At 71.5% G+C, this 13,424-nt stretch carries 12 protein-coding genes; all 12 read left to right on the forward strand.

Annotation, left to right across the window (positions count from 1 at the left end):
* Positions 1 to 51 precede the first annotated feature (51 nt).
* Positions 52 to 942: an N-acetylneuraminate synthase family protein gene (locus tag C6N75_RS22890; protein WP_105870782.1), complete on the forward strand. Its 891-nt coding sequence runs from the start codon at positions 52 to 54 to the stop codon at positions 940 to 942.
* A complete protein-coding gene (locus C6N75_RS22895) occupies positions 939 to 2,012 on the forward strand; it encodes a glycosyltransferase family protein (protein ID WP_105870783.1) in 1,074 nt (357 codons plus the stop codon). The genes C6N75_RS22890 and C6N75_RS22895 overlap by 4 nt, the downstream gene beginning before the upstream one ends.
* Before the next feature lie 228 nt (positions 2,013 to 2,240).
* Positions 2,241 to 3,467: an amidohydrolase gene (locus C6N75_RS22900; protein WP_105870784.1), complete on the forward strand. Its 1,227-nt coding sequence runs from the start codon at positions 2,241 to 2,243 to the stop codon at positions 3,465 to 3,467.
* A gap of 239 nt (positions 3,468 to 3,706) precedes the next feature.
* On the forward strand, positions 3,707 to 4,756 hold the full coding sequence (locus C6N75_RS22905; RefSeq protein WP_105870785.1) for a BMP family lipoprotein: 1,050 nt from the start codon (positions 3,707 to 3,709) through the stop codon (positions 4,754 to 4,756).
* Positions 4,757 to 5,083: 327 nt separating this feature from the next.
* Positions 5,084 to 6,676 (forward strand): ABC transporter ATP-binding protein, encoded by a 1,593-nt coding sequence (locus tag C6N75_RS22910; protein WP_105870786.1) that lies wholly within the window; start codon positions 5,084 to 5,086, stop codon positions 6,674 to 6,676.
* Complete coding sequence (locus C6N75_RS22915) at positions 6,673 to 7,782, forward strand: ABC transporter permease (protein WP_105870787.1); 1,110 nt, start codon at positions 6,673 to 6,675, stop codon at positions 7,780 to 7,782. The genes C6N75_RS22910 and C6N75_RS22915 overlap by 4 nt, the downstream gene beginning before the upstream one ends.
* Complete coding sequence (locus C6N75_RS22920; protein WP_105870788.1) at positions 7,779 to 9,050, forward strand: ABC transporter permease; 1,272 nt, start codon at positions 7,779 to 7,781, stop codon at positions 9,048 to 9,050. Before C6N75_RS22915 ends, C6N75_RS22920 begins: the two co-directional genes overlap by 4 nt.
* Complete coding sequence (locus C6N75_RS22925) at positions 9,047 to 9,448, forward strand: cytidine deaminase (RefSeq protein WP_105870789.1); 402 nt, start codon at positions 9,047 to 9,049, stop codon at positions 9,446 to 9,448. The genes C6N75_RS22920 and C6N75_RS22925 overlap by 4 nt, the downstream gene beginning before the upstream one ends.
* An 86-nt stretch (positions 9,449 to 9,534) precedes the next feature.
* Positions 9,535 to 10,812: a thymidine phosphorylase gene (locus C6N75_RS22930; protein ID WP_105870790.1), complete on the forward strand. Its 1,278-nt coding sequence runs from the start codon at positions 9,535 to 9,537 to the stop codon at positions 10,810 to 10,812.
* Between the two features lie 217 nt (positions 10,813 to 11,029).
* Positions 11,030 to 11,689 carry a hypothetical protein gene (locus C6N75_RS22935; RefSeq protein WP_146132649.1) on the forward strand — a complete coding sequence of 220 codons (660 nt, stop codon included), beginning with the start codon at positions 11,030 to 11,032 and terminating at the stop codon, positions 11,687 to 11,689.
* Positions 11,690 to 12,060: 371 nt separating this feature from the next.
* Positions 12,061 to 12,195, forward strand: coding sequence for a hypothetical protein (locus C6N75_RS31775; RefSeq protein ID WP_258177557.1), 135 nt, complete (start codon positions 12,061 to 12,063; stop codon positions 12,193 to 12,195).
* A gap of 273 nt (positions 12,196 to 12,468) precedes the next feature.
* Positions 12,469 to 13,424: PP2C family protein-serine/threonine phosphatase (locus C6N75_RS22945; RefSeq protein WP_258177558.1), on the forward strand; the 956-nt coding region annotated here is incomplete at its 3' end.

A 13,424-nucleotide genomic window follows, 5' to 3' on the forward strand; every position in this document is an offset into this window, starting at 1 on the left:
GAAGACCGACTCCCTGTCCCCCGCACGTCCCCCCGTAAGGAAAGAACCGCCATGAGCGACCACCGCCTCCGCACCCTCGGCCGCCGCTCCCTCGGACCCGGTCAGCCCGTCTACGTCACCGGCGAGATCGGCATCAACCACAACGGCGACCTGGACAAGGCCGTCGCGCTGATCGACGCCGCCGCCGAGGCCGGCTGCGACGCCGTGAAGTTCCAGAAGCGCACCCCCGAGATCTGCACGCCGCGCGACCAGTGGGACGTCGAGCGCGACACTCCCTGGGGCCGGATGACCTACATCGACTACCGCCACCGCGTGGAGTTCGGCGAGGACGAGTACCGCGCCATCGACGCGCACTGCCGCGAGCGCGGCATCGACTGGTTCGCCTCCCCGTGGGACACCGAGGCCGTCGCCTTCCTGGAGAAGTTCGACGTGCCCGCCCACAAGGTGGCCTCCGCCTCGCTCACCGACGACGAGCTGCTGCGCGCCCTGCGCGCCACCGGCCGCACGGTGATCCTCTCCACCGGGATGTCCACCCCGCGCCAGATACGCCACGCGGTGGAGGTGCTGGGCAGCGACAACATCGTCATGTGCCACGCCACCTCCACCTACCCGGCGGTGCCCGAGGAGCTGAACCTCAAGGTCATCCAGTCCCTGCACCAGGAGTACCCGAACGTCCCGATCGGCTACAGCGGCCACGAGACCGGCCTTCAGACCACGCTGGCCGCCGTCGCCCTCGGCGCGGTCTTCGTGGAGCGGCACATCACCCTGGACCGCGCGCTGTGGGGCTCCGACCAGGCCGCCTCCGTCGAACCGCAGGGCCTGGTCCGGCTGGTGCGCGACATCCGCACCATCGAAGCCGCCCTCGGCGACGGCGTGAAGAAGGTCTACGACTCGGAGCTGGGCCCGATGAAGAAGCTCCGGCGCGTCGCGGCCACGGTATGACCACCGGCCGCCGCGGTGCGGGCGCCGGCGCGCCGGTCGCCTTCGTGGAGAGCCCGGTGCAGTTCCTGAACGTGCTGGAGTGGGCGCACGCCGGCGGGGCGCGGCCCGAGGTGGTCGTGCTCTCGCCGGTCGACCCGATGTCCCGCGGCCAGCTCCGGCGGATCGCCGGGCTGGCCCGGGACGAGGGCTATGCCGTCCGCTGGCAGGACGCGCGGGAGGACGGGGTCGCCGTTGCCCAGGCCCTGCGCCACCTGGGCCCGCTGATCGCCCGCGCCGAGCGGGTGGTGGTCGGCGACCCGTTCTCCCGCTACGTGCAGCTGCTGCTCGCCCTGTTCGGGGCGCGGCGGCTGACCGTGGTGGACGACGGCACCGCGACGCTGGAGTACCTGGCGCTGTCGGCCCGCGGCGAGCGGCTGGTGCGCTGGCACCGCCGGGGCGCCCGCGACCCCCGCGAACTGGTCCTCGCCCCGGTCGCCGCCCTGGCCCGGCGCAGGCTCGCGCCGGGGCGGGGCCGGGAGGTGGAGGTCTTCACCGCGCTGCCGGTCGAGACGGCCCCCGCGTCCGCGGTGATCACCGCGAACCGCTTCGCCTGGACCCGCTCCGCCTTCGGCCCGCCCCGGCTGACCGAGGGCGCCGACCTGGTCGGCACCTCGCTGGTGGAGACCGGGGTGGTGGACCCCGACCGGTACGCGGCGGCGGTCGGCGCGCTGGCCCGGGCGCACGGCGGCCGGCGCTACTTCGCCCACCGGCGCGAGAGCGTGGAGAAGCTGCACCGGATCGCGGTGGAGACCGGACTGGAGATCGTCCGCCCCGACCTGCCGCTGGAGCTGATCGCCCGCCGGGGCCCCATCGCCCGCACGGTGCTCAGCTTCCCGTCCACCGTGGTGCACACCCTGCCCCTGGTGCTGGCCGGCGACGGGGTGTCCATCCGGGTGTGCCCGGTGGAGCCGGAGTGGCTGCGCTCCTCGGTCACCGACCGGGCCCGGGGCTTCCTGGCCGGCGTCGCCGACTCCGCCCGCGCCGCCCACGGCCTGCCCTTCACCGGCGCCCCGCGCACCGCGGGCCCCTGACGCCGCACGGATCCGGTCACCCCGCGCGCCCCCGCCGTCACCCGGAGCACACCATCCCATAAGGGAACATCCGTCCGACTTCGGGCCGGAGGCGGGTGAGCTTACCCACCCTGACGCCCTGTCAAGCCCGCACACCGGGGTTTTCCTTCCCCAATGAGGCTGAAGTTTTGGAGATCACACGCCGGTCGGAGGGCAAACACGCCTACCCTTTGATGGGTGAACCAATTGATGTCCCGCGACCCCGAAACCGACGATCCGGGCGGAACGCCCCTCCTCGGCACGCTGCCGGACGCGCTGCGCGCCGAGCTGATCGCGTTCCGCCGGGACGTGCACATGCACCCCGAGCTGGGCTTCCAGGAGTTCCGCACCACCGCCGCGATCAAGGCGCGACTGGAGGCGGCCGGGCTCGCTCCCCGGGTCCTGCCCGGCGGCACGGGGTTGACCTGCGACATCGGCGCCTGGGACGGCGTGCGCCCGATGCTGGCGCTGCGGGCGGACATCGACGCGCTGCCCATTCCGGACACCAAGACGGACGTCCCGTACCGCTCCACCGTCCCGGACCGGGCGCACGCCTGCGGCCACGACGTGCACACCACCGTGGTGCTCGGCGCGGGCCTGGTGCTGGCCGACCTGGCCCGCCGCGACCTGCTGCCCAACGCCGTCCGGCTGGTCTTCCAGCCCGCCGAGGAGGTCATGCCCGGCGGCGCGATCACCGCGGTGGACGCCGGGGTGCTGGAGGGCGTCGGCCGGATCATGGCCCTGCACTGCGACCCGCGGGTGGACGTGGGGCGGATCGGGCTGCGCACCGGCCCGATCACCTCGGCCTGCGACCGCCTCGAAGTCGTCCTGGACGGGCCCGGCGGCCACACCGCCCGCCCGCACCTGACCACCGACCTTGTCACCGCGGTGGCCCGGGTCGCCGCCGACGCCCCCGCGCTGCTGGCCCGCCGGGTGGACGCCCGCTCCGGCCTCGTCCTGACCTGGGGGCGGATCGAGTCCGGCCACGCCCCCAACGTCATCCCGCAGCGCGCCGAACTGGGCGGCACCGTCCGCTGCCTGGAGCTGTCCGCCTGGCGGGACGCCCCCGACCAGGTGTACGCGGCGATCGACGAGGTCGCCCAGCTGCACGGGGCCAAGTGCCAGATCGAGTACGTCCGCGGCGTCCCGCCGGTGGTCAACGACGCCTCGGTGGCCCAGCACCTGCACGACGCGATGACCGCCCGGTTCGGCCCGCACGCGGTGGAGGACACCGAGCAGAGCCTGGGCGGCGAGGACTTCTCCTGGTACCTGGAGCACGTCCCCGGCGCGATGGCCCGCCTCGGCGTCCGCCGCCCCGGCGACAGCGCCCGGCTGGACCTGCACCGAGGCAACTTCGACGTCGACGAGCGCGCCATCCAGGTCGGCGTCGAGCTGTTCACCGCAGCCGCCCTGATCGAGCCGCCCCAGGCGGTCTGAGCCCTCGGCCGGCCGGCGTCCCGCGACGGGGCGCCGGCCGCTCGCGCACCCGGGCGCGGACCGTGGCCCGCAGCGCCCGCGAGGTCACGCAGAGTCGGATCCGGGGCCCGTCCGCGGCCGTACCGCGACGAATCGATAACGACTGCTGAACGGGGCTTTAACTGACATCTACGCGCGTTACGATCGCCGCGAACCAGCGCCCGGACAGAGGCGCTTCGGTCAGGTCGAAGGAGCCTCCCTTGCGCCGCATTACCAGGATCGCGACTGTGGGTGTCGCGTCTGCCGCACTCGCCCTCGGCGCCACCGCGTGTGGCGGGAAGTCGTCCTCGGACGCCGGGTCCGACAAGGACAACCCGAAGGCCGCCATCGCCTACGACATCGGCGGCCGCGGCGACCAGTCCTTCAACGACGCCGCCTACGCCGGCCTGGAGAAGGCCAAGGCGGACCTGGGCGTCCAGACCTCCGAGGCCGAGCCCAGCGAGGGCGAGGGCGACCCGGACAAGGTCCAGCGCCTGACCCAGCTGGCGCGCGCCGGCAACAACCCGGTCATCGGCGTCGGCTTCGCCTACGCCCCGGCCATCGCCGAGGTCGCGCCGAAGTTCCCGAAGACCACCTTCGGCCTGATCGACGACACCTCCAAGACCGGCAAGAACATCGCCAACCTGGTCTTCAACGAGGAGCAGGGCTCCTACCTGGCCGGCGTCGCCGCCGCCAAGGTGACCAAGACCAAGACGGTCGGCTTCATCGGCGGCGTCGAGACCCCGCTGATCAAGAAGTTCGAGGCCGGCTTCGCGCAGGGCGTCAAGGACACCAACAAGGACGTCAACGTCAAGGTCCAGTACCTGACGCAGCCGCCGGACTTCGGTGGCTTCTCCAAGCCCGACCTGGGCAAGGCCGCCGCCGAGGGCCAGCTCGACGCGGGCGCGGACGTCATCTACTCCGCCGCCGGCCTGGCCGGCTCGGGCGCCATCGAGGCCACCTCCAAGGCCAAGAAGTGGTCCATCGGCGTCGACTCCGACCAGTACAACCAGCAGGGCCTGGCGGCCTACCGGGACTACATCCTCACCTCGGTGACCAAGGACATCCCGGACTCCGTCTTCAACCTGATCAAGTCGGTCAAGGACGGCAAGCCGCAGTCCGGCGAGATCCGCTACGGCCTGGACAAGGACGGCGTCGGCCTGGCCGACTCCAACCCGGCGTACACCAAGATGACCGACGTGACCGCGGCCGTGGCCAAGGCCAAGGCCGACATCATCGCCGGCAAGATCACGGTCAAGACCGCCCCGTAAGGCGGCGGAACGACAGCGCGCCGTCACGGGCGCCGGGGCGGGCGGTGGACTCCACCGCGGCTCCGGTGCCCGGACGGCACTCGGCCCCGGGAGGCCGGCGGGCGCGCCGCCCCTCCCGCCCCCGGTGAGGCCCCGTTCGGTCCCCGGGTCCCGGGTTTCCATCTTCTGGCACCGCTACGCGCGTAGACGACACTCGGGCGCGATAGCTTCGGCGCCACCCCCCGCGTCCGTACCACGGCAGAGTCCTGCCCCACCTCCAGCCACTCGGTCCCCTCCGCTCCTTGCTCGACCCCGACTCGACGAGGAGCCCGCCAAGGAGAGTGCGTCATCAACGCGTCCAGTCCGTCCACACCGCCGGCCGCCGCCACCACGGCCGCCGCCGTCGAGCTGCACGGCATCACCAAACGGTTCCCCGGCGTCGTGGCCAACCACGACATCGACATCACCATCCGCAGGGGCACCGTGCACGCCCTGGTCGGCGAGAACGGGGCCGGCAAGTCGACCCTGATGAAGATCCTCTACGGCATGCAGAAGCCGGACGAGGGAACCATCACCGTCGACGGCGCCCAGGTGACCTTCTCCAGCCCGGCCGACGCCATCGCGGCCGGCATCGGCATGGTGCACCAGCACTTCATGCTGGCCGACAACCTCACCGTCCTGGAGAACGTCGTCCTCGGCGGCGAGAAGCTCCACGGCATCGGCTCCAAGGCGCGGCGCAAGATCAAGGAGATCTCCGACGCCTACGGGCTGAACGTGCGCCCCGACGCGCTGGTCGAGGAGCTGGGCGTCGCCGACCGCCAGCGGGTGGAGATCCTCAAGGTCCTCTACCGCGGCGCGCGCACCCTGATCCTGGACGAGCCGACCGCGGTGCTGGTGCCCCAGGAGGTCGACGCGCTCTTCGACAACCTGCGTGAGCTCAAGGCCGAGGGCCTGACCGTCATCTTCATCTCGCACAAGCTGGGCGAGGTGCTCTCGGTCGCCGACGACATCACCGTCATCCGGCGCGGCACCACCGTCGGCACCGCCGACCCGAAGCACACCACCACCAAGCAGCTCGCCGAGCTGATGGTGGGCAGCGAGCTGCCCTCGCCGGAGACCCGCGAGTCCACCGTCACCGACGTGCCGATGCTCACCGTGGACGCGCTGAGGCTGACCGCGGACGACGCCGACGGCGTGGTGCGCGAGGTGCTGGCCGGCATCGGCTTCACCATCCACAAGGGCGAGGTCCTGGGCATCGCCGGCGTCGAGGGCAACGGCCAGACCGAGCTGATCGAGGCCATCATGGGCATGCGCGCCCTGGACGGCGGCGTGATCACCCTGGACGGGCGGGACGTCTCCCGCACCTCCACCCGCAAGCGGCGCGAGGACGGCATCGGCTACATCCCCGAGGACCGCCACCGGCACGGCCTGCTGCTGGAGTCCCCGCTGTGGGAGAACCGCATCCTCGGCCACGTCACCGAGGCGCCCAACAGCCGCAAGGGCGGCCTGCTCGACCCCAAGGCGGCCCGCCGCGACACCGAGCGGATCGTGCGCGAGTACGACGTGCGCACCCCCGGCATCGACGTCACCGCCGCCTCGCTGTCCGGCGGCAACCAGCAGAAGCTGATCGTCGGCCGCGAGATGAGCCACCGGCCCAAGTTCCTGATCGCCGCCCACCCCACCCGCGGTGTGGACGTCGGCGCGCAGGCGCAGATCTGGGACCAGATCCGCGAGGCCCGCCGCGAAGGGCTGGCGGTGCTGCTGATCTCCGCCGACCTGGACGAGCTGATCGGGCTCTCCGACACCCTGCGGGTGATGTACCGCGGCCGGCTCGTCGCCGACGCGGACCCCGCCACGATCACCCCCGAGGAGCTGGGCTCGGCCATGACCGGCGCCGCCACCGGGCACCTCGAGCACAACCAGAACGGTGAGGGCCGATGAGGAAATTCGACAAGGACCGGCTGCTCCTGGGCCTGGCCGGCCCGGCGCTCGCCCTGGTCGTGGCCTTCCTGCTCACCTCCGTGGTGCTGCTGCTGTCCGGCCGCGACGCCATCGAGCCGTACCAGCTCATGGTGGAGAACGCCGAGTTCACCGACGTCCAGGTGCTGATCCTCAACCAGACCGGCACGTACTACCTGGCCGCCCTCGCCGTCGCCATCGGCTTCCGGATGAACCTGTTCAACATCGGCGTGGACGGCCAGTACCGCCTCGCCGCGATGGTCTCCGCGGTCGTCGGAGCCTCCGTCACCCTCCCCGGCCCGCTGCACATCCTCCTCATCGTCGTCGTCGCGATGCTCGTCGGCGCGTTCTGGGCCGGCATCGCGGGCATCCTGAAGACCACCCGCGGGGTCAGCGAGGTCGTCGCCACGATCATGCTGAACGCCATCGCGACCGCGCTGATCGCCTGGCTGATCCTGCCCGCCAACCTCGGCGTGCAGCCCGCCGGCTCCAACGACCTGACCACCGGCGAGATCGCCGAGTCCGGCTGGATGCCCGGCCTGGACGTCGAGGGCGGCACGGTCTACGGCTTCACCCTGGTGGCCTTCGCGCTCGGCGTCGTCTACTGGTTCGTCCTCAACCGCACCCGCTTCGGCTTCGACCTGCGCGCCACCGGCGCCAGCGAGTCCGCCGCGCAGGCCAGCGGCGTGGACGCCAAGAAGATGGTCCTCACCGCCATGCTGATCTCCGGCGCCGTCGCCGGACTGGCCGGCATGCCGCTGCTGCTGGGCCAGACCCACACCTACAGCCTGAGCTTCCCGGTCGGCGTCGGCTTCACCGGCATCACCATCGCCCTGCTCGGCCGCAACAGCCCCGTCGGCATCTTCTTCGCCGCGCTGCTGATCTCCTTCCTGGAGAAGACGTCCGCCTCGCTGGACACCTACGGATACGAGAAGGAGATCGCGATCATCATGCAGGGCCTGATCGTGATCTCGGTGGTCGTCTCCTACGAGCTGGTCCGGCAGTACGGCCTGCGCCGCCAGCAGCAGAAGGTCGGCGAGGAGCTTGCCGCCCAGGCCCGTAAGACCAAGAAGGAAGTGGCGGCATGAGCGAGTCCACGAGCACTGTTTCCGCCGTGGCGACCGCGCCGCGCAAGGGCGGCGGCCGCCGCCGCCTGACCCTGCCGGTCGTCCTGCTGATCATCGCCGGCGGCCTGGCCCTGTTCTCCCTGGTCCGGGTGATCAGCGGCGCCAACGACCTCACCTCCGTCGGACAGGTCTCCGGCGCCCTCCAGCTCGCCGTGCCGATCGGCCTGGCCGGCCTCGGCGGCCTGTGGGCCGAGCGGGCCGGCGTGGTCAACATCGGCCTCGAGGGCATGATGATCCTCGGCACCTGGTTCGGCGCCTGGGCCGGCTTCCAGTGGGGCCCGTGGACCGGCGTCGTGCTCGGCATCGTCGGCGGCGCCCTGGGCGGCCTCCTGCACGCGATCATGACGGTCACCTTCAACGTCAACCACATCGTCTCCGGCGTCGCCATCACCATCCTGGCCACCGGTCTGACCCGCTACCTCTCCAACTTCACCTTCGCCGAGGCCCCGGGCGGCTCCTCCAAGCAGTCGCCGCGCATCGAGGGCATCGACCGCATCACCATCCCCGGTCTCTCCGACTGGCTGGCCGACCTCCAGTCCCAGCACTGGTTCTTCGTCTCCGACCTGGCCGGCGTGCTCGGCGGCCTCGTCACCAACCTCTCCCTCCTCACCGTCGTCGCCCTGCTGCTGATCCCCGGCACCTGGTGGCTCCTCTGGCGCACCGCCTTCGGCCTGCGGCTGCGCTCCTGCGGCGAGAACCCGGTGGCCGCCGAGTCCCTCGGCGTCAACGTCTACAAGTACAAGTACATCGCCGTCGTCGTCTCCGGCGGCCTCGCCGGCCTCGCGGGCGCCTTCCTCGCCATCGTCTCCACCGGCATCTACCAGGAGGGCCAGACCGGCGGCCGCGGCTACATCGGCCTCGCCGCGATGATCTTCGGCAACTGGATGCCCGGAGGCATGGCGCTCGGCGCGGGCCTGTTCGGCTTCACCGACAGCCTCAAGCTGCGCGGCGGCGCGGAGAACGTCCACGCCATGCTGCTGCTCGTCGCGATCCTGCTGGTCGCCTGGGCGGGCTGGCAGCTCTACAAGAAGAAGTTCACCACCGGCGCGGTCTCCCTCGTCGTCGCCGCGGGCCTCTTCCTCTGGTACGCCAACACCGACCTGCTGCCCTCCCAGTTCGTGGACGCGGCCCCGTACATCACCACCCTCCTCGTCCTCGCCGTCTCCGCCCAGCGCCTGCGGATGCCCAAGGCCGACGGCCTGCCCTACAAGAAGGGCCAAGGCAAGTGACCGCGGCCGCCGCGCCCTACGACTGGTCGGGACTGCGCGCCGCCGCCCGCGAGGCCATGTCCCGCGCCTACGCCCCCTACTCCGGGTACGCGGTGGGCGCGGCGGCCCTGGCCGACGACGGCCGGACGGTCACCGGCTGCAACGTCGAGAACGCCTCGTACGGTCTGGGCCTGTGCGCCGAGTGCGGGCTGGTCTCCCAGCTCCAGGCCACCGGGGGAGGCCGGCTCACCCACTTCGTGTGCGTGGACGGCAAGGGCGAGGTCATCGTCCCCTGCGGCCGCTGCCGCCAGCTCCTCTACGAGTTCGGCGGCGAGGAGCTCCTGCTGGACACCCCCGCCGGCGAGCTCACGCTCTCCGCCATGCTGCCCCAGGCCTTCGGCCCGCAGCACCTCCCGTAGTCACCCGACGCCCCCNNCGCCCCCTCTCTCCTCTATGCGCGTAGAGTCCCCGTCGTAGAGGCCACCCGTTCGGAAGGAACCCACCCATGGACGCGATCTCCGTCATCCGCACCAAGCGGGACCGCGGCGAGCTGAGCCCCGAGCAGATCGACTGGGTCATCGACGCCTACACCCGCGGCGAGGTCGCCGACGAGCAGATGTCCTCGCTCGCCATGGCGATCCTGCTCAACGGCATGAACCGCACCGAGATCGCCCGCTGGACCGCCGCGATGATCGCCTCCGGCGAGCGCATGGACTTCTCCTCCCTCTCCCGCCCCACCGCCGACAAGCACTCCACCGGCGGCGTCGGCGACAAGATCACCCTTCCCCTGGCCCCCCTGGTCGCCGCCTGCGGCGCGGCCGTCCCCCAGCTCTCCGGCCGCGGCCTCGGCCACACCGGCGGCACCCTGGACAAGCTGGAGTCCATCCCCGGCTGGCGCGCCCTGCTCTCCAACGAGGAGATGCTGCACGTCCTGGACACCACCGGCGCCGTCATCTGCGCCGCCGGCGACGGCCTGGCCCCCGCCGACAAGAAGCTCTACGCCCTGCGCGACGTCACCGGCACCGTCGAGGCGATCCCCCTCATCGCCTCCTCCATCATGTCCAAGAAGATCGCCGAAGGCACCGGCTCCCTCGTCCTGGACGTCAAGGTCGGCTCCGGCGCCTTCATGAAGACCATCGAGGACGCCCGCGAGCTGGCCTCCACCATGGTGGCCCTCGGCACCGACAGCGGCGTCAGGACCGTCGCCCTCCTCACCGACATGTCCACCCCCCTCGGCCTCACCGCGGGCAACGCCCTGGAAGTCCGCGAGTCCGTGGAGGTCCTCGCCGGCGGCGGCCCCGCCGACGTGGTCGAGCTGACCGTCGCCCTCGCCCGCGAGATGCTCGACGCCGCCGGCATCAAGGACGCCGACCCCGCCAAGGCCCTGGCCGACGGCACCGCGATGGACGTCTGGCGCCGCATGATCGCCGCCCAGGGCGGCGACCCCGACGCCACCCTCCCCGTCGCCCGCGAGCAGCACGTCCTCACCGCCCCCGCCTCCGGCGTCCTCACCCGCCTGGACGCCTACGCCGTGGGCGTCGCCGCCTGGCGCCTCGGCGCCGGCCGCGCCCGCAAGGAGGACCCGGTGCAGGCCGGCGCCGGCATCGAGCTCCACGCCAAGCCCGGCGACACGGTCACCGCCGGCCAGCCCCTCCTCACCCTGCACACCGACACCCCCGAGAAGTTCGCCTACGCCCAGCAGTCCCTGGACTCCGCCTGGGACATCGCCCCCGCGGGCACGGCGCACGAGTCGACCCCGATCGTTCTCGACCGCATCGCCTGAGGCCCCAGGCCTCCTGGCACGGCCCCGGCCGCGTACGTGCTCCGTACGCGCCCGGGGCCGCCGCCGTCCGGGACGGACTGATGCAAACGGAGCCCGACGTTCAATCTCAGATGTTGCTCAACCTTTCGCTATTCCTGTGACATCGGAATTCCTCTCACGCTAAGTTCGCCTCACTGCACCGCCCGTGACCGGGGTGGCTGAGAGAATGTGGGGGAGCATGAAGAAGTATCTGGCCGTCATGGCGACGACTGCGGCGATGTTGGCGTGTGTGAATGCGCCGTACGTCGCCTATGCGGCAGAACCGGATGCTGCGGCATCGGAACCAGTGGTGGATGAGGGCGTTATCCAGCCGGGTCCGCCCGACGAGGCGGAGGAAGCACTCGTGCCCGCCCCTGAGAGTGACGCGCCGCTGCCTCTGCCCGACAAGAGCTCTGATGAACCGAACGCTGAATACTGCCAGCCCCGTAACGTGTACGTGCCGACGGCGAACAAGGGCAAGGTGCACAAGCCGATCGGCGCGCAGCAGGCGAATTACAACGGCACCAGCCGGACCGCCCGGTCCTGGTTCAAGTCCGAAGCAAGTGGTGAAGTCGGGGTTGAGATCTCCGGTGAGCTCAAAGTCGGTGTGAGCCCGATGATCGCCAGTATCGAGGGTAAGTACGGCGTAAACCTGTCCGCCAAGCTGAGCGTGAAAGTCGGCAACGAAATTCAGGTCGACACGCCGCCCAGAAAGACCACTTACGCCAAGTACGGGGTCTGGCGCATGAAGAACACCGGAACGAGCTACGTCATCTACAGCAACTGCAGAACTTCGGCGAAGAGCACGGTGACCAGTCACACGCCCTGGCATGTGGGTTGGTACCTGTGGGAGCGCTAGACGCCCCCGGCGTGCGCGCCTCCGTCCGCGGGGCCGTCGCCGGGCTCGCGGTTTCGCTTCTGCTCGGCGCATCCGCGTGCACGGTCGACGAGCCGCGTCAGGCTCAAGGTGCTCCCTCCGCTGGCGTCTCCTCGCCAGGACAGCCTGACCGGCCGTCGTCAGTTCCAACGCCGCCGTCCGCGGTCACCGCGCCTCCGGAGCTACCAGACGGCCACGCCGTGGCGTCGGTCGCTGGCGCCTCGGGCAACCGCCAGGTACCGATTCCGGGAGGAGTGCGCAAGGGTCCGCTCGGCATAGCCGTGAGTTGTGAGGGCGAGGGAGTCCTCCAGGTCCGTTTCGCGCCGTCCGGGCTGAGCTTTCCGCTGAGCTGCGTGTCCGGAGACGTCAGCACCACGTACAACCAGATCGATCTGAAGTACGACCGCGATCCCGCTTCCCTGGAGATCACCGCACCTTCTCCGGTGCGGTGGTCCCTGACGGTCGGCCAGCAGAAGCCCGGAGGGTAGCGGCTCGTCCTGTTACCGCTCCTCGGTCGCAGGGGAGGAGCGGTACGCCGGCGGATGGCGGTCCGCGACTTCGCCTCGGCCGCGTACGTCTCCGTACGCGGCCGAGGCCGCCGCCGTCCGCCGGAGTGTCCGCCCCGCTCCCCAGCGAAGCCGGGGAGCTTCCAGCCCAGCGACGTCGCCAGGGCGCTATGTCTCGATCGCGTGGTTAGTCTGGTCTGTGTGATCGATTCTGTCCGGCCGCGGCTCCGTCGGCGTCACGGCCGAGGAACGCTGGTGCGGCTGTCGCCGGTCATCCTGACCGTCGTGATCGCCAGCCTGGCCTACGCCACCCCTCCGGAAATGGCCTTCAGCCGCCTCCTGCCCGCGGCGCCGGCCCTGGCCGCCGCCATGTGGCCGGTCCTCCCCACCGTCCTGCTGGGCACGGTCTGCCTGCTGCTGATGATCGGCCTCAGCCTGGTCTTCCCCGACCTCGGGACGTGGTGGACCTGCGCGGGGATCATCGCGGTCACCGTGGCCGCCGCGTACGGAAGCCACGTCCGGCTCCAGCGCGAGCGCACCCTCTTCCATGTACGGCTCGTCGCCGACGCGGCGCAGCATGTGGTGCTGAGCCCCATGCCGCGCCGCTTCGGGCTGCTGGAGGTCGAGTCCCTGTACCTCGCGGCCGCGGCCGAGGCCCGCATCGGCGGGGACTTCTACGAGGTGGTGGACACCCCCTACGGGGTGAGGCTGCTCATCGGCGACGTACGCGGCAAGGGCCTGCCCGCCGTCGGCGCGGCCGCCGCGATCGTCAACGCCTTCCGCGAGGCGGCCTACGGCGAGGCCGACCTGGTCGACGTCGCGCGAAGACTCGACGCCAGCAGCGCCCGCTACAACGCCGCCTTCCCGCCGGACGGGCCCATGGAGCGCTTCGCCACCGCCCTCCTCGCGGAGATCCCGCACGAGGGCGGCCGTATCGACATCCTCAACTGCGGACACCCGCCACCGCTCCTGCTCACCCGCGGCCGGCTCCGCGTCCTGGAGTCCGCCGCCCCCTCACCCCTGCTCAGCCTCGCGGAGCTGATCGGCGACCACTACCACGTCGACTCCTTCGACGTCGCCCCCGGTGACCTGCTGCTCCTCTACACCGACGGCGTCGCCGAGACCCGCGCCCTCGACGGCGAGTTCTTCCCCCTGGCCGCCTGGATGCGCCGCCAGCCCCCGACCCCGCCCCGCGACCTGCTCACCGCCCT

It is taken from the genome of Streptomyces solincola (assembly GCF_002982015.1).
In the GTDB taxonomy this organism is placed as follows: Bacteria; Actinomycetota; Actinomycetes; order Streptomycetales; family Streptomycetaceae; genus Streptomyces; species Streptomyces solincola.

What these genes read in the sequence shown, in the direction of transcription:
- C6N75_RS22890 (WP_105870782.1), top strand. Translation starts at nt 52, where the DNA reads ATGAGCGACCACCGCCTCCGCACCCTCGGCCGCCGCTCCCTCGGACCC.
- C6N75_RS22895 (WP_105870783.1), top strand. Translation starts at nt 939, where the DNA reads ATGACCACCGGCCGCCGCGGTGCGGGCGCCGGCGCGCCGGTCGCCTTC.
- C6N75_RS22900 (WP_105870784.1), top strand. Translation starts at nt 2,241, where the DNA reads ATGTCCCGCGACCCCGAAACCGACGATCCGGGCGGAACGCCCCTCCTC.
- C6N75_RS22915 (WP_105870787.1), top strand. Translation starts at nt 6,673, where the DNA reads ATGAGGAAATTCGACAAGGACCGGCTGCTCCTGGGCCTGGCCGGCCCG.
- C6N75_RS22920 (WP_105870788.1), top strand. Translation starts at nt 7,779, where the DNA reads ATGAGCGAGTCCACGAGCACTGTTTCCGCCGTGGCGACCGCGCCGCGC.
- C6N75_RS22930 (WP_105870790.1), top strand. Translation starts at nt 9,535, where the DNA reads ATGGACGCGATCTCCGTCATCCGCACCAAGCGGGACCGCGGCGAGCTG.
- C6N75_RS22935 (WP_146132649.1), top strand. Translation starts at nt 11,030, where the DNA reads ATGAAGAAGTATCTGGCCGTCATGGCGACGACTGCGGCGATGTTGGCG.